We start from the raw sequence: 19,711 nt of genomic DNA, 5'->3' as shown, positions 1-19,711 counted from the left end.
GGCGCAGGGGGGAGACGTCAGTGAACCAGCGCGACGAGAGGGAACGTCCCGAGGAGACGGTCATCACGGCCACGGACGTCCTCGGCACCGGCTTCCGGGCGGACAGCGGCACCCGCCTTCCGCACGAGCGCGTCCTCGCCGAGGCCGAGGCGGCACTGCCCGTGGTGGTCCAGGCGCTGTACTCCGAGCGGCTGCGGGTGAACGGCCTCGTCGAGGAGGACGGACGCCGCTTCTTCTCACTGTCCGACGACAACGCCAGGACCCTCACCGTCCGGCTGGAGTCCGCGTCGCTGCCCGAGCGCACCGTGGCGCGCAGCTTCGTGAACACCGCCTCCGACAACCACGTCGTCCAGCTCTCCGACCGCATCGCGCCCGAGCAGATCGGCCGCGCGCTGAGTCACGAGGTCAACGAGCTGCTCTCCGTGCGGGACCGCGCCGAGCGAGCCGAGGCGCCCGCCGCCGCGGACATGCTGGGCCGCGGTGCCGCGCTGCCGGAACGACCGCGGCTGTCCGACGAGGACCTGGGCCGGGTCGGCGAGTTGAACTACCTCACGGAACGCATGAACGACGGGGCGCTGACGGCCGCGCAACGCCTGGAGGCGCGCGGTGAGCTGTCCCAGTTGATCGACCACACCGGCCTGCGGGTGGGCGCGCCGGCCGACGACGCGGCGGCCCGGACGCTGGAGCAGTACGCGGTCGCGATCCGCACCGACACGGTGGGGCGGCACCTGACGACGGACGCCCGGCGGGCGCTGCGGGAGCTGGGCAGGCCCCTCGACCAGTTGGCCCCCGCCGACGCCCAGGTGCTCCAGGAGCACCGGTCCCGGGTGGCGGAGGGCCGCGCGAACAGCGCCCCGCTGGGCTCCGCCCCCGCCTTCCCGCTGCCGGGCCTGGGCCCCGACGGCACGCCGATCCCCCGGGAGCAGCTCGGCGCCGCCCGGGACGAGGCGGCCCGGCAGCGCACCGACACCGGGCTGCGGACGCTGGCGGAGCTGCGTGCCGAGGCGGCCGCGCTGCCCGAGGGCCGGTACCCGCAGCGGGAGGTCATGATCGGCGGCGGGGCCGCGCTCGCGGGCCGCGACCCCGACGTCCTGCTGGTCGACTCGCGGGGCCGCTGGCACGTGGACCCCATCAAGGGCATCGTGCAGTCCGCCGACCAGGTGCGGCACCTGCGCGAGGTGGGCTGGGACCCGTACCGGTTCGGGGACCCGAAGGACCGGGTCTCGCTGGCGGCGCTCCAGTTGTGGGAGGACACCGCGGCCGCCCGCGGCCCGCTGGTCGACGGACGTGCCTCGCTGAACCTCGCCGACGACGGGCGGCTGCTCGCCGAGATCTCCCCGGCCGACGGCTCGCCCCCGGTCACCGTCGAAGTGGTGGGCACCCCGCTGGTGGCCACCGGCGTTCCCCCCGAGGTCGTACCGGGTGTGAACCGGCAGGTGCCGACGATGGACGAGGCCGCCCGGGCCCTCGGGGACCACCTCGGCACGGTCGCCACCCCCGAGGCGCTCCAGGCCCGGGACCGGCTGGCCGCGCTGCCGCAGGGCCAGGGCCGGGCCGCCGCCGCCCTGGACATCCTGGCCGAGCCGGCGGTGGCCGACGCCTTGCGGGCGGCCGGCGACGACTCGCCGGCCGCGCGGGCCAGGGAGACCGTCGAGGCGACCGCGAAGTGGGAGCAGGCGACCGCCGAGGCTCCCGGGCGGGTGCTGCTCGGGGACGAGGTCGGCGACGGTGCCTACGACCCGACGGTCGCGGACAACTGGGTGATCGCCGGCATCGGCGGCGGCGCCATCGCCAACACAGAGATCATCCTGGAGGGCAATCCGAACGCCCGGGTGACCATGGTGGGCACCGCGGCGCCCTGGGTCCTCCACAACGACTCCCAGTACCTGGCGATGCGCCGGCAGTACGACGCCGAACTCGGCGGCAACGGGCGCCTGGTCACCGTGCCGAATCAGCGGCTGGGCGCCGTCGAGACGGTCCGCGCCCCGGACGGCGGCGTCCGGCTCAAGGCCCGCGACGTCGAAGGGGACGCCTACGTCGCCTGCCTCGGCCGGGTGGCCCGGCTGCCGCAGGCCGCGGACACCCTCGACGCCTGGGCCAGGCAGCGGGGCGGCCAGGTCAAGGGCGAGCTGCTCTTCGACAAGAGCGAGCAGTACCTCGGCTACCGGCTGCACTTCCAGGCGGGTGACCGGCAGCACACCGTCGACGTGACGGGGGCCGCCTCCCGGATGCTGCCCGGCAACGTCTTCAGCGAGAAGGACATGGCCAGGCTGGCCGTCGTCGACCGCAGGACGGCGCCACCGGAGAGCGGCAACGTGGCGGCCGGTTTCATGGCCACCGCCCTCCAGGGCTCCCACCTGGCCAAGCACCGCGCGGAGCAGTCCGGCAACGCGCCGACGGCCCGGACCGGCACCACTCCCCCGGCCGCCGGAACGGGCAGCAACCCGGTCGCCGGTGCGGGCACCAACCCGATCGCGGGCGCGGCCCGCCTCCAGTCCGGGCGCAGACCCTCCGGTCCGGGCACCGCGCCCGGGACCGGGCCGGCCGGCGGTGGCCCGGCGACGCCGCCCCGGCTTCCGAAACCGCCGCAGCCGGGCGGGGGCGGCGGGCCCGCCCGGTGACGGCCGACGGCCGCGCCGCCCGGCGCATCCGCGTCCGGGCCACCTGACGACGAGCCAGCACGGAGGAACGGAAGATGCGCACCACGAGGACCGCACTGGCGGCCGCCCTGGCCGCGGTACTGCTCGCCGGGTGCGGCTCGGGCGACGACGGGGATCGGGACGGCGCGGGGCACGGCCCGGACGGTGGCCACGCCACGCCCCGGCTCCCCGTTCCCCCCGCCTTCGACGGGGCGAAGGGCTGGGACGAGGAAGCGGGCCGGGCGCCCTCGGACACCGGGGCCGAGCCGGTCGTCGCGGTCGGCGGCACGGTCGCCTACGTCGAGCCCTCCGGTGACGGCTACGCGGTCCGGGTCCGGGACGCGGCGACGGGCGAGGTGCGCTGGACCGGCGCCGCCTACCGGGTCCCCGCGGCGGACCCCGACGCCCCCGGCGGCCCCTCGGCGCCCCGGCTGACCGCCGTGCGCCAGGGCGACCGCACGTATCTGGCCGCGTGGGCGGTCGGTGAGCGGACCGACGGCGCCCTGACCAAGGAGAAGGAGACCGTCCGGATCGGGGTCTACCCGCTGGACGCCTCCGGCGACTCCGTCGCCCCGCTCCACGAGGTCCAGATCCCGGTGAACACGCAGGAGGGCTCCGTCCAGGCCCGGGACGGCGGCGCCGGGCTGCTGCTCTCCTGGCGTTCGGCCGGCGATCACCGGGCCGTCGTGGACCTGGGCACCGGCCGCGTGACACGGTACGACGATCCCGCCGGGCTGATCCCCGACTGCGACTCGGCGATGTGCGCCGGCAGCACCGTGGTGGCGGTCACCCCCGACGGGCCCGTGGTGGGCGGCGCGTCGGGCGGCATCCGGGTGCCGGACGGCTGGAGCGGCGAGGACATCGCGCCCGAGGGCGTCGAGACGGGCCGGACGTTCGTCGGCGGGGAGCAGAACGGCACCCTCGCCGGCGTCCGCGACGGCATGTTCGTCGCCCGCTGGCGGGCGACCGGCTCCGCGGGCTCCTACGTGTGGTCGGCGCACGACCTGGCGAGCGGCCGGCTGCTGGCGAGCACCGTCTGCGACGACGACGGCCCGGACACCCCGAGCGCGCCGGTGGCCTCGCCGAACGGCACCCGTCTGGGCCTGGGCCCGGTCCTGTTCGACGTCCGGGCGGGCACGGGCCGGTGCCTGGCGGCCGAGGGCGACCGGCCGGGCGTCACGGTCACCGCCGTCACCGACGACGGCACCGCGTACGGCATGACGGGCCCGGGTGCGGGCGTGGTGGTGCCGAAGGGCTCCGGGACGCCCGAGGCGCTGCCCGGGGACACCCTGGTGCCGGCCGCCGCGCTGGGCAAGGGGGCCCTGTTCGTCCGGCGGGGGGACGACGACGCCCTGCTCCTGTCGGTGCGGCAGGCCCGCTGAGGCCGCACCGCCTCACGCCGTGATGTCGCGGGTGGTGAACCGGGCCCAGGCCGCCGAGCCGAAGACCGCCGCGTAGAGGGCCTGGAGGCCCAGGTTCTTGACCAGGTCGTCCCAGTAGACCGGTTCGCGCATCAGGTCGGCGAAGGACAGCCAGTAGTGCGAGAAGAAGTACGGCTGGAGGGCGTCGAGCTGCGGGATCTGGTCGAGGATCTGGACGGTGATCAGCAGCCCCACCGTGGTCGCCATCGCCGCGATGCCGCTGCCCGTCAGGGTGGAGACGAACAGGCCGAGGGCCGCGACGCCGACGAGCGAGGCGGCCACCACAAGGGCGATCAGCAGCGCCCGCCCCAGACCCTCCGCGTAGGTGATCCGGGTGCCGGAGATGGTGATCAGGTCGCCGACCGGGAACAGCAGCGCGCCGACCGCGAGCGCCGAGACCGCGACGACCAGGGTGGCGGCCAGGCAGAAGGCGATCACCGTCGCGTACTTGGTGAGCAGCAGCCGGGAGCGGCCGGCCGGGGCGACCAGGAGGTAGCGGAGCGTGCCCGCGCTCGACTCGCCCGCGATCGCGTCGCCCGCCACGACGCCGACGGCCATCGGCAGAAAGAACGGGAGGGTCGCGGCGAGCGCGGTGAAGACCAGGAACAGCCCGTTGTTGCTGATCTGCGAGATGAACGCCGGCCCCTCGCCACCGCCGCCACCGCCCAGCGAGGACCCGTCGCTCGTCTCGATCTTCACGGCGATGCCGACCAGGACCGGCACGGCGGCGAGCACGGCCAGCAGGGCGAGGGTGCGCCAGCGCCGGAATGTGATCAGCAGTTCGCTGCGGAGCAGCCCGAGCGACCACAGCGGGCTCAGGGCCCGCACGGCGCCCGGGCCCGGCACCGTACCGGGCGCCGTGGCCTCGGACTCCTCCACCGGCTCGCCCTGCACGTCAGCCCGCGACATCGAATCCCTCTCCCGTCAGCGCCACGAAGGCGTCCTCCAACGAGGCGCGTTCCAGGGCGAAGCCCCTGACCCGGACCCCGGCCGCGACCAGCGCCGCGTTCACCTCGGCAAGGTCGCGCTCCGGTGGCTCGGCCGTCACCCGGTCCCCGTCGACGACCACGTCGGCCGCCCCCTGTTCCTTCAGCACCCGGGCCGCGTCGCCCGGGTCGGGCGTGGTCACCACCAGCCGGCCGCGCGCCCCGGCCGACAGGTCGGCGACCGCGCCCTGGGTGATCAGCCGCCCCTGCGCCATCACGGCGGCGTGGGTGCACACCTGCTCGATCTCGTCCAGCAGGTGGGAGGAGAGGAAGACGGTGGTGCCGTCGGAGGCCAGTTCCCGCACGAGGGTGCGGATCTCGCGCATGCCCTGGGGGTCGAGCCCGTTGGTCGGCTCGTCCAGGACGAGCAGCCGGCGCGGCTGGAGCAGCGCCGCGGCGAGACCGAGCCGCTGCTTCATGCCGAGCGAGTACGCCTTCGCCTTCTTGCCGCCGGCGGCCGCGAGGCCGACCCGGTCGAGCGCCGCGCCGACGCGCTCGCGCCGGGTGCGCGGGTCGGCGGTCGGGTCGGCGGCGTCGTAGCGCAGCAGGTTGTCGCGGCCGGAGAGGAAGCCGTACAGGGCCGGGCCCTCGATGAGGGCGCCGACCCGGGGCAGTACGGTGCGGGACGCGCGCGGCATGGGCAGGCCCAGGACCCGGGCGCTGCCCGAGGTGGGTTCGATCAGCCCCATCAGCATGCGGATGGTGGTGGTCTTGCCGGAGCCGTTGGGCCCGAGGAAGCCGAAGACGCTGCCCGCCGGGACGGTCAGGTCCAGACCGTCGACGGCGAGCTGCCCGCCGCGGTAGCGCTTGGTGAGCCCGCGGGTGGCGATGACGGCGCCGTCCGCGCTCTGACCCCGGTCCGGCTCGCGGTCCGGGCGCTTCGGCTCCGTGGCGGACGGTACGGCCATCGGCTCCCTCGTTTCCCTCGCTTCGTCCTGCGCCCCATACGCCGGTGGGCGTGCCGTGTACGTCCTACTGCGCGGTGTCGGCCGCCTTCACCAGCGCGTCCTTGGTGACCGCACCGGCGTAGATCTTGCCGTCGTCGGTGATCAGGGCGTTGACGAGGCGGGTCTTGAAGACCGTGCCCGAGCCGAAGTCACCCTTGACCTGGTCGCCGAAGGAGCCGAGGAAGCCGCCGAGAGCGCCGAGGTCGCCGTCGGGGGATGCCGTGGGCAGGCCGCCCCGGGCGCCGGTGTCGAAGGTGGCGATCGCGTTCCAGCCCTCGCCGACGACCTTCAGGTCGTCCAGCCCTTCGGCGAGCCCGCCCCCGGCCGGGCGCCCGTGCTCGGGAGCCTTGGCGCTCTCGTCGGCCTCGGTGACCTTCGCCCCCTCGGGCGGCGTGAAGTCGAACGTCGACGCGTCCGGCTTGGCGAAGCTGACCTTGGTGAAGCCCACGTCCACGACGGCGGCGCCGCCGCTCGCCGGGGTCAGCGTGAACTTCAGCGGCGTGCCGGTCTCGGCGTCCACGGCCACGGTGATCGCACCGACCGTGGACCCGTCCTGCCTGGGCTCGACGACGAGGCGGTACGCGTCCCGGCCGGCCACCTGGGCGGTGCCGCCGACGGTCACGGAGGTGGTGTCGTCGACCGCCTTGAGCGCCTGGTCGGCGAAGTCCTTCGGGGTGGCCGGCACGTCCTTGTCCGGCACGTCCTTCTCCGGCCGCCCGTCGCTGCCGGAGGTGGTGGAGTGGTAGACCTCGTTGGACTTGCTGTCGTAGCCCCAGACGTCGTCGCCGTTGTGGATCAGGCTGTACTCGGCGGCGTTCTCCAGCAGGGAGAGCTTCTGCCGGTCGGGGCCGTCGGCCGCGACGCGGAGCGTGTGGCTGCCGGACACCAGCTCGGTGAGCTTGGCCGACGGGTCGGCGGCGGAGCCCTCGCCGTCCCCGCCCGCCCCCGGACCTCCGGACATGCCGGACATCAGGCCGCTCTCCAGCACGCCGAGGTCCGGCAGGCCCAGATCGGTGTTGATCCGCACCGTGCCCGACATCTGCTGGACGTCCGACTTGGCGATCTTCTCGATGAGCTGCTCCGCCGTGACCTTCGGCAGGTCGGGGTCCCCGGAGTCGGCGAGCGCGGGAACCAGCCCGATCGTCGCGGCCGCCACTCCCATCACCGCGACCGGGACGACGTACCGCGCGGCCTTGCGCCGCCCGGCGCGCAGCTCCTCGCCCTCCCCGGCGGTCCTGTTGTCGTCGGAATCGATCGGTGCCATGTGTGCCCTACCTCCGTCGTCGGCGGCGGCTGTCTCACGACCTCGCACGTGTTCACCCGTGAGCCGCCATTCTCACCCGAATCGGTGAGGATTGGTGTGTGTCCGTAGTGTCCATCTGACCAAATCACCGGAGCGCAGGCGTCAGACCGCGGACTCAACTCCGCCTACTCCTGCGGGATGACACGGAGGGGCGACGGCTCCCCCGGCCCGTAGGGGCCGGTGTACGGCACCCGGCGGACGGCACGTGTCAGTGAGGGCGGGGCGGACGGCTGGGGAGGGTGCGGGGCAGGGGGCGGTCACCCGGCGCGGTGCACCACCGCGTCGCACAGCTCCACCAGCGCGGCCTTCGCGTCGCACTCCCGCAGCGGGGCCAGCGCGGCCCGGGCCTCCTTGGCGTACCGGACGGTGTCCCGGCGCGCCTGTTCGAGGGCGGGGTGGGCGCGCAGCAGGCGCAGCGCCTCGGCGTGCCGCGCGTCGTCACTCAGGTCCGAGTCGAGCAGCTCGCACAGGGCGATGTCCTCGGGGAGCCCCAGCCGGGCCGCCCGCTCGCGCAGCCGCAGCACGGGCAGGGTGGGGATGCCTTCGCGCAGGTCGGTGCCGGGCGTCTTGCCGGACTCGTCGGAGTCGGAGGCGATGTCCAGGACGTCGTCGGCGAGCTGGAAGGCGACGCCGAGCCGCTCGCCGTACTGGGTGAGCACGTCGACCACCGTCTCGTCGGCGCCGGACATCATCGCGCCGAACCGGCAGGAGACCGCCACCAGCGAGCCCGTCTTGCCGCCCAGCACGTCCAGGTAGTGGTCGACCGGGTCGCGGCCGTCCTGCGGGCCGGCCGTCTCCAGGATCTGGCCGGTGACCAGCCGCTCGAACGCGAGGGCCTGGACGCGGACCGCCTCGGGTCCGAGGTCGGCGAGGATCTGCGAGGCACGGGCGAAGAGGAAGTCGCCGGTGAGGACCGCGACCGAGTTGCCCCAGCGGGTGTTGGCGCTGGGCACCCCGCGCCGCACGGCGGCCTCGTCCATCACGTCGTCGTGGTACAGCGTGGCGAGGTGGGTCAGCTCCACGACCACGGCCGAGGGGACGATCCCGGGGGCGTAGGGGTCGCCGAACTGGGCCGAGAGCATCACCAGCAGCGGACGGAACCGTTTCCCGCCGGCCCGCACCAGGTGCTGGGCGGCCTCCGTGATGAACGGCACCTCGCTTTTGGTTGCCTCAAGCAACCCTTCCTCGACAGCAACCAATCCGGCCTGGACATCGGCTTCCAGAGCCTGGTCCCGCACGCTCAGCCCGAACGGCCCGACGACGGTCACGAGGGGTCTCCTGTCTGCTGGTGTCTACTGGCGATTACCTGGTTTGTCGATAGGTCGCTGCCACCACTCGAGTCAGCGTATCCGGTCACGTTTCGATCACCGCTAGCGCCCACCGCTACAGGCCGGTCGGTATCAGATCATGAACGGTATGTTTTTGATCAGGTGATATGAGCAGATTTTGATCGATATCGCCAGAGGATGAGCCTGACCCCGGGGGCGAGCGGGCCGGAGGCCGCCGCCCGAGACCCCACCACCCCTCCCAACGGCCCGCACTGCGAGAACGTCACCCGATCGACACGCGCGCCCGCCCCGCAGACGCGACACGCCCGCCCTGCCGACCCCGCCCCGCCACCCCCCCCTTCCGCCGGTCCCGCCCCACAGGCCCACCCTTCCCCGCTTCCCCCTCACCCTCCCTCGACACCCGAAGCCGTCCCGAGCGAAGGCCGGTTGGCCCACGATTGAGTTTAATGCCCGTTTTGCCGTGCTTATTGAGACCAGTGAGTTGGCTCACTCGGGCCCCTCCACGGGCAACCTCGCCTGAACCTGTGCCCTCCCTTTGCCCCGCAAGCCAGTTGAGGGTTGACAGCCGCAAAGGATCAAGAGCCACAAACACCCCAGATCAAGGTCAACAGCCGCGTTGGGTGATTCCTGCACTTGTTCCGGACATGTGCTCTCGCATACGTTCCCGGCCTGTCGGGCGGACGCCGAATCCTGCCACCGCCCGTCGCACAGTCATCCACCCAACACACTCGCCGGCAGGAGCGGGGGACCCAGGTAAGTCGCCGCACCGGTCAGCACCGGAGCGGCTAGGGGTGAAGCCGTACCCGTCAGGGCGCGGCCGGGCACCTCCCCGCCCGAACCCGACAGCTCACCTCGTAGGCGTAAGGAGAGGGACACAACATGTCTGCCAACGGTCAGATCCGTCACGCCTTCACCGGCCGCCTCGCCCGCAAGCTCGCCGTGGCCGGCACCGGTGCCGCGGTGCTGGCGCTGCCGCTCATCGGCGCCACCACCGCCTCCGCGGCCACCCCGGCCGCCGCCACGACCGCCACCACGGCGGCGACGACGTACCCGAACAACCTCGACGGCTGGATCCGCGAGTCGCTCGACATCATGGCCCAGCACGGCATCCCCGGGACCTACGACGGCATTTACCGCAACATCATGCGGGAGTCCTCCGGCAACCCGAACGCCATCAACAACTGGGACATCAACGCCATCAACGGCACCCCGTCCAAGGGCCTGCTCCAGGTGATCGACCCGACCTTCCAGGCGTACCACGTGCCCGGCACCTCCTGGAACCCGTACGACCCGGTCGCCAACATCACCGCCGCCTGCAACTACGCGGCCGACCGCTACGGCTCGATGGACAACGTCTTCAGCGCGTACTGAGCCGCACCGCGCGCCCGAGACGGTGCGCACCCCAATACGGTGCGCTTCCAAGGCGGTGCGCTCCTAAGACGCAGGGAAGATCCGCTCGAGGACGACGGCCACGCCGTCGTCCTCGTTCGTCGTGGTGATCTCGTCGGCCACCGCCTTGAGTTCGGGGTGGGCTCCGGCCATGGCGACGCCGTGGGCCGCCCACTGGAACATGGGGATGTCGTTGGGCATGTCCCCGAAGGCGATCGTGTGGCACCGCCGCAGGCCCAGGTGCTCGGCGGCCAGCGCCAGGCCGGTCGCCTTGGTGATGCCGCACGGCTGGAGCTCGACTGTCCCGGGCCCCGACATGGTGACCGTCGCGAGGGAACCGACCACCGCACGCGCCGTCGCCGCCAACTCGTCGTCGGTCAGCTCGGGGTGGCGCAGCAGCACCTTGGTGATGGGCGTGCGCCACAACTCCTCGCGCCGCTCGACGCGTACCGCGGGCAGGGCGGGGTGGGGCATCAGGTAGCCCGGCTCGATGAGCGTCAGCCCGTCGACACCGTCCTGGTCGACGGCGGCGTGCACCTGGCCCACCTCGGCCTCGATCTTGCCGAGCGCGGTCTCGGCCAGCTCCCGGTCCAGGGTGACCGACCACAGCATGCGGTGCGCGCCGGCGTCGTACACCTGGGCGCCCTGCCCGCACACCGCGAGCCCCGTGCAGCCGAGACGGTCGAGCAGGGAGCGCGCCCGGGGGGCCGGCCGCCCCGTCACCACCAGGTGCCGCGCACCCGCCCCGGCGACCCGCGCCAGCGCGGCCAGCGACCGTTCGGAGACGGTGTCGTCGCCGCGGAGCAGCGTGCCGTCCAGATCGGTGGCGACGAGTGAATATGCGGTGCGGTCCATGATCAGAGAATACGGACACCGCACCCGTCCGACTCACCCGCGACCGCTTCCGAACGAGGACGTAGCGAGTGCGTTCGGACCCGGCCACCGATGCACACCGACGCCCGATCGTGCTCACAACCTGACGCATCCTCGGCCGGGGCCGGCTCGGGGCCCCGTGCACCGGTCGACGACGGCACGACCTGCCCGGACGCCGCCTCCGGCCGCACTGCCCAAGACCGGTGGGTCACCCGTAACGTGGCCCGCACGACACACAGCGCGCACGGCGCACATGGCGAGCACGAAAGCGAGGCAGCACCCGATGCCCCCCTTCGATGTCCCCGAGGGCGACCCCTTCGGCCCGCACAACCTTCCGTACGGCGTGTTCTCGATCCCCGGCTCGCAGGAGCGGACGGAACCGACGGTGGGTGTCCGGCTCGGCGACCACGTCCTCGACGCGGGAGCGGCGGCCCACGCGCTCGGCTCGCCGTACGCGTCCCTGCTGGCGCGGCCCACCCTCAACCCGCTGCTGGCCGCCGGGCGTACGGCCTGGTCGGACGTGCGGCGGGCGCTGACGGCGTGGGTGACGGTGCCCTCCCACCGCGAGGTCCTCGAACCCCTCTTCCACCCACTGTCGTCGGTGACCCTGCATCTGCCCTTCGAGGTGGCCGACTACGTCGACTTCTACGCCTCCGAGAACCACGCCCGCAACGTCGGCCGGATCTTCCGCCCCGACGCCGCCGACTCCCTCACCCCGAACTGGAAGCATCTGCCGATCGGCTACCACGGCCGCTCCGGCACGGTCGTCGTCTCCGGCACGGACGTCGTACGCCCGTCGGGGCAGCGCAAGGCCCCTGCCGACGCCGCTCCCGTCTTCGGCCCGTCCGTCCGTCTCGACATCGAGGCCGAGGTGGGCTTCGTGGTGGGCACGCCGTCCGCCCTGGGCCGCCCGGTGGGGCTCGGCGACTTCCGCGAGCACGTCTTCGGGCTCTGCCTGCTCAACGACTGGTCGGCGCGGGACATCCAGGCCTGGGAGTACGTCCCGCTCGGCCCGTTCCTCGGCAAGTCCTTCGCGACGTCCGTGTCGGCGTGGATCACGCCGCTGGACGCTCTGGAGGGGGCCCGGGTGGCACCGCCCGAGCGTACGCACCAGCTGCTGCCCTACCTGGACGACACGCACGACGACCAGGACGGACCCGGCGGTTACGACCTGCGGATCTCCGTCGCCGTCAACGGTCACGTCGTCTCCGAGCCACCGTTCTCCACCATGTACTGGACGGCCGCCCAGCAGTTGGCCCACATGACGGTCAACGGTGCCTCGCTGCGCACCGGCGACCTCTACGGCTCGGGCACGGTGAGCGGGCCCGCCGAGCGTGAGCGGGGGTCGCTGCTGGAACTGACCTGGAACGGCCGCGACCCGCTGGAACTCCCCGACGGCAAACGGACGTTCCTGGAGGACGGCGACGTGGTGTCCCTGTCGGCCTGGGCACCCGGACCGGACGGCGTCCGGGTCGGACTGGGCGAGGTCACCGGACGGGTGGTCGGCCGGGAGGCCTGACGGACGTCCGACGGGGCGTCCCCCTCCGTGCGCCCGCGCATACCCACAGGGCCCCGTCCGAATTCCACGTCCGGTGCCCGCCGCCACCTGACTCACACCGCCCGACCCCGTCATACTGGCGTCGGGCGGTGTGCGCCCGGGGTCCCGCACGACCCGGGCCGGCACCACCCGACTCAGCACAGCACAGCCCCAGTACAGCCAGAGCCGCCCATCCTTCGACCAGGATCCGGAGCCAGTGGCATGACCGTCTGCCTGCTCCTGCTGTTCGTCGTCGCCGTGACCGCCGCGGTGCCGGTGCCCCGCGCGCTGACCCGCTCCGCGTGGCCCGAGCGGGATCCCGTGGTCGCGCTGTGGGTGTGGCAGTGCCTGGTCGCCACCGTGCTGCTGTGCTGCCTGACGGCTCTCGTCCTGGGCGCCACCGCCGTCTTCGGCACCGTGCGCGCCCAGCTCTTCGCTCCGGCGCCGCCCGCGGTGACCGCGGCGTACAACCTCTCCGCCGGACCGGTCTGGGCGGCCGTCCTCACCCTCCTGCTGGCGGGCGGTGCCGCCTGGACGACCGCGATGCTCGCCCGCGAACTCGTCGAGGCCCGCCGCCGGCGCGCCCGCTCACGCGCCCATCTGCGCGAGCGCGCCCCCGACCTGCCCGCCGGGCTCCCCGCCGCCCGCGGTCCCCTGCTGGTCCTGGAGGACGAGTACCCGGACGCCTGGTGGATGCCCGGCAACCCGCCCCAGCTGATCGTCACCACCGGTGCCCTGCACCGGCTCACCGACCATCAGCTGGACGCGGTCCTGACCCACGAGCGCGGCCACGCCCGGGCCCGCCACGACTGGCTGCTGCACCTGTCCACCGCCCTGGCCACCGGGTTCCCCAGCGTGCCGCTCTTCGCCCACTTCTGCGACCAGACCCACCGCCTGGTCGAGCTCTCGGCCGACGACACCGCCTCCCGCCGCTGCGGCCACCTGACCACCGCGCTGGCCCTGATCGAGCTGAACCAGCACCGCGGCGTCCTCTCCTGCGCGTCCAGCCACCGCCTGCTCGGCGAGCGGGTCGACCGCCTGCTGGAGCCCCGGCCCCGCCTGCCCCGCCGCCGGCGCGCCCTGACCACGGCGACAGCCGCCCTGGTCCCCCTCCTTCCCCTCCTGATCACCTTCGCCCCGGGGCTGACGGCACTGGCCTGACCGCCCTGGCCTGAGCACACGGTCCCGACGGCACCGCCCGACGGCCCGTCGCCTACGCCCAGTCGTCGGGCTCGGGCTCCGGTCCCGGCTCGGGGCCCCCTTCCTCCTCCGCCACCGCTCCCCCGCCGGTGGCCGGTCCCTCCAGTGCGGCCAGCACACCGACCACGCCCTCCCCGTACGTCGCCAGCTTCTTCTCACCGACCCCGCTGATGCCGCCGAGCTGCGCCACCGAGGTGGGCCAGACGGTGGCGATCTCCCGGAGGGTGGCGTCGTGGAAGATGACGTACGCCGGGACGCCCTGCTCCCGGGCCTGTTCCGCACGCCAGGCGCGCAGTGCCTCGAAGGCGGGGACCAGCTCCGCGGGCAGCTCGGCCGCGGCCGCCTTCGCCTTGCGCTCGCCGCGTCCACCGCCCGCCGACCTGGCCTCGGCGGGCTTCTTGGGCTCCTTGCGCAGCGGCACCTCCCGCTCGCGCCGCAGGACCTCGCCGCTGGCCTCGGTCAGCACCAGCGTGCCGTACTCCCCCTCGACCGCGAGCAGACCCTGGGCCAGCAGCTGCCGGGCGACGCCCCGCCACTCGCCCTCGGTCAACTCCTCGCCGATGCCGAACACGGAGAGCTGGTCGTGGTCGAACTGGATCACCTTGGCGGTGCGCTTGCCCAGCAGGATGTCGATGATCTGTCCGGCGCCGAACTTCTGCCCGCGCTCGCGCTTCAGCCGCACCACCGTCGACAGCACCTTCTGCGCCGCCACCGTGCCGTCCCAGGTCTCGGGCGGGGTCAGGCAGGTGTCGCAGTTGCCGCAGCCGGCCCCGTCCGGGTCCTGTCCGAAGTAGGCGAGGAGCTGGCCGCGACGGCACCGGGCGGTCTCGCACAGGGCGAGCATGGCGTCCAGATGGGACTGGGCGCGGCGCCGGAAGGCCCCGTCGCCCTCGCCGGACTGGATCAGCTTGCGCTGCTGTATGACGTCGTTGAGGCCGTACGCCATCCATGCCGTGGAGGGCAGGCCGTCCCGCCCCGCGCGGCCGGTCTCCTGGTAGTAGCCCTCGACCGACTTGGGCAGGTCCAGGTGCGCGACGAACCGCACGTCGGGCTTGTCGATGCCCATGCCGAAGGCGATGGTCGCCACGACGACCAGGCCCTCCTCGCGCAGGAACCTCGACTGGTGCGCGGCGCGGGTGCCCGCGTCCAGGCCCGCGTGGTACGGCACCGCCTCGACTCCGTTGCGCGAGAGGAACTCGGCGGTCTTCCCGACCGAGTTCCGCGAGAGGCAGTACACGATGCCGGCGTCCCCGGGGTGCTCCTGCCGCAGGAAGCTCAGGAGCTGCTTCTTGGGGTCGGACTTCGGCACGATCCGGTACTGGATGTTGGGCCGGTCGAAGCTGGCCACGAAGTGCCGCGCCGCCGGCATGTGCAGCCGCTCGGTGATCTCGCGGTGGGTGGCGTCGGTGGCCGTCGCCGTGAGCGCGAGGCGGGGCACGTCCGGCCAGCGCTCGCCGAGCAGGGACAGGGCGAGGTAGTCGGGCCGGAAGTCGTGGCCCCACTGCGACACGCAGTGCGCCTCGTCGATGGCGAAGAGGGAGATCTTGCCGCGGGAGAGCAGGTCGAGGGTGCTGTCCAGGCGCAGCCGCTCGGGCGCCAGGTACAGCAGGTCCAGCTCCCCGGCGAGGAACTCGGCCTCGGTCACGCGCCGCTCGTCGAAGTCCTGCGTGGAGTTCATGAACCCCGCCCGCACGCCGAGCGCCCGCAGCGCGTCGACCTGGTCCTGCATCAGCGCGATCAGTGGCGAGACCACGATGCCCGTGCCGGGCCTGACCAGGGAAGGAATCTGGTAGCACAAGGACTTTCCGCCACCGGTCGGCATGAGCACGACGGCGTCACCGCCGGCGATCACGTGCTCGACGATCGCCTCCTGCTCGCCGCGGAAGGCGTCGTATCCGAAGACCCGGTGCAGGGTGGCCAGCGCCTCGCTGTCCCCGTCCCTCACCTGCGCCGTCTCTGCCATCTCGCCGATCACGCCCGTCCCGCCCATCGTCTCGTCCCCCGTACGTACTGCCTCGCCCGTCCGGTCCGTCCTGCCCCGACCACTTCCTCAACGATAGGGGTCCGCGCCGACAGCCCCGGATTTATCCACAGGTTGCCCATGCGGCCCCGCGTCCAGGACACGACGATCGTTCACACGTTCGCGGGAGACCCGCCCGTTTCCGGCGGATAGTCTGATTGCACCCGTGAGACTCCGTCCCATGGGAGCACTGATGAGCCTCGCACCGAAGGCGTCCACACCCGACTGGCCGACCCCGCCGGAGGGCGGCTGGACCGCGGACGACCTGGACCGGCTTCCGAACCTGCCTCCTCACACGGAGCTGATCGACGGGAGCCTCGTCTTCGTAAGCCCCCAGACCATCTTTCACTCACGTGCTGTGAGCTTCTTCGAGTGGCAGCTCCACTCTCTCGCCCCGGCGGAGTTCGACGTCATCCGCGAGTTCACCATCGACATCGACCGGCAGAACCGGCCCGAGCCAGATGTGATCGTCGTGCGGGAAGAGGTGGTCCGGGATTCGGAGCAGACCCGCTTCCCCGCCGAGGCCATCACCCTTGCCGTCGAGGTCGTCTCCCCCGAATCGGTGTCCCGCGACCGCGAGACCAAGCCCCTGAAGTACGCCCGGGCGGGCATCGCCCACTACTGGCGGGTGGAGAACGAGAAGGGCCTCGCCGTCGTCCACGCCTTCGAGCTGGAGCCCACCACCCGCGCCTACACCAGCGTCGGCATCTTCCACGAACGCATGAAGGTGAGCGCGCCCTTCCCGATGGATCTGGACCTGACGGCCATCAAGCCGCGCCGCGGCGGCGAGTAGCCCCGGCACACACGGCTGTGGTCCGGCACCTCCTCGAAGAGGGGCCGGACCACAGCCGTGCGGCCACAAAGCCGCGAGCACGGCGTCAGCGCACGAACACCCCCGCCTGACCCGCCAGGTCCAGGAAGTACTGCGGTGCCACACCGAGCACCACCGTGACCGCCACGCCCACGGCGATCGCCGTCATCGTCAGCGGGGACGGCACCGCGACCGTCGGGCCCTCCGGGCGCGGATCGCTGAAGAACATCAGCACGATCACCCGGATGTAGAAGAACGCCGCGATCGCCGAGGAGATCACACCGATCACGACCAGCGGAGCCGCGCCGCCCTCCGCCGCCGCCTTGAACACGGCGAACTTCCCCGAGAACCCCGAGGTCAGCGGGATACCGGCGAAGGCCAGCAGGAACACCGCGAAGACCGCCGCGACCAGCGGCGACCGGCGGCCGAGCCCGGCCCACTTCGACAGGTGCGTCGCCTCGCCGCCCGCGTCGCGCACCAGCGTGACGACCGCGAAGGCGCCGATCGTGACGAAGGAGTACGCAGCCAGGTAGAAGAGCACGGACGAGATGCCCTCCGGCGTGGTCGCGATGACACCGGCGAGGATGAAGCCCGCGTGCGCGATCGACGAGTACGCCAGCAGCCGCTTGATGTCGGTCTGGGTGATCGCGACGATCGCACCGGCCAGCATCGTGACGATCGCCACGCCCCACATCACCGGCCGCCAGTCCCAGCGCAGGCCGGGCAGGACGACGTAGAGGATGCGGAGCAGGGCGCCGAAGGCGGCCACCTTGGTCGCCGCCGCCATGAAGCCGGTCACCGGCGTCGGCGCCCCCTGGTACACGTCCGGCGTCCACATGTGGAACGGCACGGCGCCCACCTTGAACAGCAGGCCCATGACGATCAGCGCGGAGCCGACGAGCAGCAGCGCGTCGTTGCCCATGGTGTTCGCGAGCGCCGGGGTGACGTTCTGGACGGTGCCGTCGACGACCCGGGCGATCGTGCCGTACGACATCGAGCCCGCGTAGCCGTAGAGCAGCGCGATGCCGAACAGGGTGAACGCGGAGGCGAAGGCGCCGAGCAGGAAGTACTTGACCGCGGCCTCCTGCGACATGAGCCGCTTGCGGCGGGCCAGCGCGCACAGCAGGTACAGCGGGAGGGAGAAGACCTCCAGGGCCACGAAGAGCGTCAGCAGGTCGTTGGCCGCCGGGAAGACCAGCATGCCGACGACGGCGAAGAGCAGGAGCGGGAACACCTCCGTCGTGGTGAAGCCCGCCTTGACCGCCTTCTGCTCGCTCTCGCTGCCCGGCACGGCGGCCGCCTGCGCGGCGAAGGAGTCGACGCGGTTGCCGTGCTGTTCCGGGTCGAGGCGCCGCTCGGCGAAGGTGAACAGGCCGACCAGGCTGGTCAACAGGATGGTGCCCTGAAGGAACAGGGCGGGTCCGTCGACGGCGACGGCGCCCATCGCCGTGATGCCGGCCTTGGTCGTGCCGTAGCCGCGCGCCGCAAGCGCGACGACCGCCGCGAACGCCGCGATCAGGGCGACGGCCGACACGAACATCTGGGCGTAGTACCGGGACCTGCGCGGCACGAAGGCCTCGACCAGGATTCCGATGATCGCGGCACCGATGACGATGAGGACGGGCGACAGCTGCCCGTACTCGATCTTCGGCGCGTCGATCTTGGCGATCGGGTCGGCCGCCGTCGCCGCCGTTGTCCACAGGCTGTGGACGGCTGTTGCGCTCACTTGGCCGCCTCCACCTCAGGCTGGGGGTCCGTCTTGTGTACGTCGGACATGGTCTGCTCCACCGCCGGGTTGACGATGTCCGTCACGGGCTTCGGGAAGACGCCCAGGAAGATCAGCAGCGCCACCAGCGGTGCCACCACCACCAGCTCGCGCACCCGGAGGTCGGCCATGCCGTTCACCTCGGCCTTCACCGGGCCCGTCATCGTCCGCTGGTAGAGGACCAGGGTGTAGAGCGCGGCGAGGACGATGCCGAGGGTGGCGATGATGCCGATCACCGGATAGCGCGTGAACGTGCCGACCAGGACCAGGAACTCACTGACGAAGGGCGCGAGCCCCGGCAGGGAGAGGGTCGCCAGGCCGCCGATCAGGAAGGTGCCGGCCAGGATCGGGGCGACCTTCTGCACACCGCCGAAGTCGGCGATGAGCCGCGAGCCGCGCCGCGAGATCAGGAATCCGGCGATCAGCATCAGCACCGCGGTCGAGATGCCGTGGTTGACCATGTACAGCGTGGCGCCGGACTGGCCCTGGCTGGTCATCGCGAAGATGCCCATGATGATGAACCCGAAGTGCGAGATCGACGCGTAGGCGATCAGCCGCTTGATGTCGCGCTGGCCGACCGCGAGCAGCGCGCCGTAGATGATGCTGATGACCGCCAGGACCAGGACGACCGGCGTCGCCCACTTGCTGGCCTCCGGGAAGAGCTGGAGGCAGAAGCGGAGCATCGCGAAGGTGCCGACCTTGTCGACGACCGCCGTGATGAGCACGGCGACCGGCGCGGTCGACTCCCCCATGGCGTTGGGCAGCCAGGTGTGCAGCGGGAACAGCGGCGCCTTCACCGCGAAGGCGAAGAAGAAGCCGAGGAAGAGCCAGCGCTCGGTGCTGGTCGCCATGTCCAGCGAGCCGTTGGCCCGCGCCTCGGCGATCTCCGTGAGGGAGAAGTTCCCGGCGACCACGTACAGGCCGATCACCGCGGCCAGCATGATCAGACCGCCGGCCAGGTTGTAGAGCAGGAACTTCACCGCGGCGTACGAGCGCTGGGTCGCCGCCGTCTTCTCGCCGTGCTCGTGCGCCCGGTCCCCGAAGCCGCCGATCAGGAAGTACAGCGGGATCAGCATGGCTTCGAAGAAGATGTAGAAGAGGAAGACGTCGGTGGCCTCGAAGGAGATGATCACCATCGCCTCGACGGCCAGGATCAGGGCGAAGAAGCCCTGCGTCGGCCGCCACCGGCTGCTGCCGGTCTCCAGCGGGTCGGCGTCGTGCCAGCCCGCGAGGATGATGAACGGGATCAGCAGGGCGGTCAGCGCGATCAGCGCCACCGCGATGCCGTCCACGCCCAGTTCGTACCGGACACCGAAGTCCGCGATCCAGGAGTGGGACTCGGTGAGCTGGTAGCGGTCGCCGTCGGGGTCGAAGCGGACCAGCACCGTGATCGCCAGAGCGAGCGTGGCCAGCGAGACCAGCAGCGCCAGCCACTTGGCCGCGGTGCGACGCGCGGCCGGCACGGCTGCCGTGGCGATCGCCCCGACGGCCGGGAGGGCCGCCGTGACTGTCAGCAGGGGAAAGGACATCG

The 19,711-nt window shown here is 72.5% G+C and carries 14 protein-coding genes and 1 riboswitch; of the genes, 6 read left to right on the top strand and 8 right to left on the bottom strand.

Features of this window, described 5'->3' with window-relative positions; genetic code table 11:
* The first annotated feature begins 20 nt into the window (after window positions 1-20).
* Together AB0P07_RS00815 and AB0P07_RS00810 are read left to right on the top strand one after the other, a co-directional pair.
* Entirely contained in the window at window positions 21-2,621 is a 2,601-nt protein-coding gene (locus tag AB0P07_RS00815; RefSeq protein WP_365543232.1) for a hypothetical protein, read from the top strand.
* Window positions 2,622-2,695: 74 nt separating this feature from the next.
* Window positions 2,696-4,021, top strand: coding sequence for a hypothetical protein (locus tag AB0P07_RS00810; RefSeq protein ID WP_365543229.1), 1,326 nt, complete (start codon window positions 2,696-2,698; stop codon window positions 4,019-4,021).
* Between the two features lie 12 nt (window positions 4,022-4,033).
* Here AB0P07_RS00810 and AB0P07_RS00805 read toward each other — a convergent pair whose 3' ends face one another.
* The 4 genes from AB0P07_RS00805 to AB0P07_RS00790 form a co-directional block, all read right to left on the bottom strand.
* The gene (locus AB0P07_RS00805; RefSeq protein WP_365543226.1) at window positions 4,034-4,969 is read right to left on the bottom strand and encodes an ABC transporter permease; all 936 of its coding nucleotides are present in this window, start codon (window positions 4,967-4,969) and stop codon (window positions 4,034-4,036) included.
* Window positions 4,956-5,954: an ABC transporter ATP-binding protein gene (locus AB0P07_RS00800; RefSeq protein ID WP_365543223.1), complete on the bottom strand. Its 999-nt coding sequence runs from the start codon at window positions 5,952-5,954 to the stop codon at window positions 4,956-4,958. The genes AB0P07_RS00805 and AB0P07_RS00800 overlap by 14 nt, the downstream gene beginning before the upstream one ends.
* Window positions 5,955-6,018: 64 nt before the next feature.
* Entirely contained in the window at window positions 6,019-7,257 is a 1,239-nt protein-coding gene (locus AB0P07_RS00795) for a DUF2092 domain-containing protein (protein WP_365543220.1), read from the bottom strand.
* Window positions 7,258-7,553: 296 nt separating this feature from the next.
* Complete coding sequence (locus AB0P07_RS00790) at window positions 7,554-8,564, bottom strand: polyprenyl synthetase family protein (protein WP_365543217.1); 1,011 nt, start codon at window positions 8,562-8,564, stop codon at window positions 7,554-7,556.
* A gap of 740 nt (window positions 8,565-9,304) precedes the next feature.
* A riboswitch (cyclic di-AMP (ydaO/yuaA leader) is annotated at window positions 9,305-9,460 on the top strand.
* Between the two features lie 4 nt (window positions 9,461-9,464).
* Between AB0P07_RS00790 and AB0P07_RS00785 the strand changes: the two genes are divergently transcribed.
* Window positions 9,465-9,956 (top strand): transglycosylase SLT domain-containing protein, encoded by a 492-nt coding sequence (locus AB0P07_RS00785; RefSeq protein ID WP_365543214.1) that lies wholly within the window; start codon window positions 9,465-9,467, stop codon window positions 9,954-9,956.
* A 63-nt stretch (window positions 9,957-10,019) separates the two neighbouring features.
* Here the strand turns inward: AB0P07_RS00785 and AB0P07_RS00780 are convergent, their stop codons facing one another.
* Complete coding sequence (locus AB0P07_RS00780; protein ID WP_365543211.1) at window positions 10,020-10,829, bottom strand: HAD family hydrolase; 810 nt, start codon at window positions 10,827-10,829, stop codon at window positions 10,020-10,022.
* A gap of 301 nt (window positions 10,830-11,130) precedes the next feature.
* Here AB0P07_RS00780 and fahA point away from each other — a divergent pair, with 301 nt between their 5' ends.
* Together fahA and AB0P07_RS00770 are read left to right on the top strand one after the other, a co-directional pair.
* The gene (fahA, locus tag AB0P07_RS00775; RefSeq protein ID WP_365543208.1) at window positions 11,131-12,366 is read left to right on the top strand and encodes a fumarylacetoacetase; all 1,236 of its coding nucleotides are present in this window, start codon (window positions 11,131-11,133) and stop codon (window positions 12,364-12,366) included.
* 240 nt (window positions 12,367-12,606) lie between these two features.
* A complete protein-coding gene (locus AB0P07_RS00770; RefSeq protein ID WP_365543206.1) occupies window positions 12,607-13,545 on the top strand; it encodes a M56 family metallopeptidase in 939 nt (312 codons plus the stop codon).
* Window positions 13,546-13,597: 52 nt separating this feature from the next.
* Here the strand turns inward: AB0P07_RS00770 and recQ are convergent, their stop codons facing one another.
* The gene (gene recQ, locus AB0P07_RS00765; protein WP_365543203.1) at window positions 13,598-15,574 is read right to left on the bottom strand and encodes a DNA helicase RecQ; all 1,977 of its coding nucleotides are present in this window, start codon (window positions 15,572-15,574) and stop codon (window positions 13,598-13,600) included.
* Window positions 15,575-15,797: 223 nt separating this feature from the next.
* On the opposite strand from recQ, the gene AB0P07_RS00760 reads away from it, so the two are divergent.
* The gene (locus tag AB0P07_RS00760; RefSeq protein WP_365543201.1) at window positions 15,798-16,397 is read left to right on the top strand and encodes a Uma2 family endonuclease; all 600 of its coding nucleotides are present in this window, start codon (window positions 15,798-15,800) and stop codon (window positions 16,395-16,397) included.
* An 85-nt stretch (window positions 16,398-16,482) separates the two neighbouring features.
* On the opposite strand, the gene nuoN is transcribed toward AB0P07_RS00760, so the two are convergent.
* Both nuoN and AB0P07_RS00750 read right to left on the bottom strand, forming a co-directional pair.
* The gene (nuoN, locus tag AB0P07_RS00755) at window positions 16,483-18,141 is read right to left on the bottom strand and encodes an NADH-quinone oxidoreductase subunit NuoN (RefSeq protein ID WP_365543198.1); all 1,659 of its coding nucleotides are present in this window, start codon (window positions 18,139-18,141) and stop codon (window positions 16,483-16,485) included.
* On the bottom strand, window positions 18,138-19,709 hold the full coding sequence (locus AB0P07_RS00750; RefSeq protein WP_365543195.1) for an NADH-quinone oxidoreductase subunit M: 1,572 nt from the start codon (window positions 19,707-19,709) through the stop codon (window positions 18,138-18,140). The genes nuoN and AB0P07_RS00750 overlap by 4 nt, the downstream gene beginning before the upstream one ends.
* Between the last annotated feature and the right edge of the window lie 2 nt (window positions 19,710-19,711).

It is taken from the genome of Streptomyces sp. NPDC085944 (genome assembly GCF_040686295.1).
Lineage (GTDB): Bacteria > Actinomycetota > Actinomycetes > Streptomycetales > Streptomycetaceae > Streptomyces > Streptomyces salinarius.
Note: the sequence above shows the minus strand (reverse complement) of the source record. Positions and strands in the feature narration are given on the sequence as shown.

Excerpts from the sequence above, each read along its gene's own strand:
- AB0P07_RS00795 (WP_365543220.1), bottom strand. The coding sequence starts at position 7,257 with ATGGCACCGATCGATTCCGACGACAACAGGACCGCCGGGGAGGGCGAG.
- AB0P07_RS00810 (WP_365543229.1), top strand. The coding sequence starts at position 2,696 with ATGCGCACCACGAGGACCGCACTGGCGGCCGCCCTGGCCGCGGTACTG.
- AB0P07_RS00760 (WP_365543201.1), top strand. The coding sequence starts at position 15,798 with ATGAGCCTCGCACCGAAGGCGTCCACACCCGACTGGCCGACCCCGCCG.
- AB0P07_RS00780 (WP_365543211.1), bottom strand. The coding sequence starts at position 10,829 with ATGGACCGCACCGCATATTCACTCGTCGCCACCGATCTGGACGGCACG.
- AB0P07_RS00770 (WP_365543206.1), top strand. The coding sequence starts at position 12,607 with ATGACCGTCTGCCTGCTCCTGCTGTTCGTCGTCGCCGTGACCGCCGCG.
- recQ (WP_365543203.1), bottom strand. The coding sequence starts at position 15,574 with ATGGGCGGGACGGGCGTGATCGGCGAGATGGCAGAGACGGCGCAGGTG.
- AB0P07_RS00805 (WP_365543226.1), bottom strand. The coding sequence starts at position 4,969 with ATGTCGCGGGCTGACGTGCAGGGCGAGCCGGTGGAGGAGTCCGAGGCC.
- AB0P07_RS00750 (WP_365543195.1), bottom strand. The coding sequence starts at position 19,709 with ATGTCCTTTCCCCTGCTGACAGTCACGGCGGCCCTCCCGGCCGTCGGG.
- AB0P07_RS00800 (WP_365543223.1), bottom strand. The coding sequence starts at position 5,954 with ATGGCCGTACCGTCCGCCACGGAGCCGAAGCGCCCGGACCGCGAGCCG.
- AB0P07_RS00785 (WP_365543214.1), top strand. The coding sequence starts at position 9,465 with ATGTCTGCCAACGGTCAGATCCGTCACGCCTTCACCGGCCGCCTCGCC.
- fahA (WP_365543208.1), top strand. The coding sequence starts at position 11,131 with ATGCCCCCCTTCGATGTCCCCGAGGGCGACCCCTTCGGCCCGCACAAC.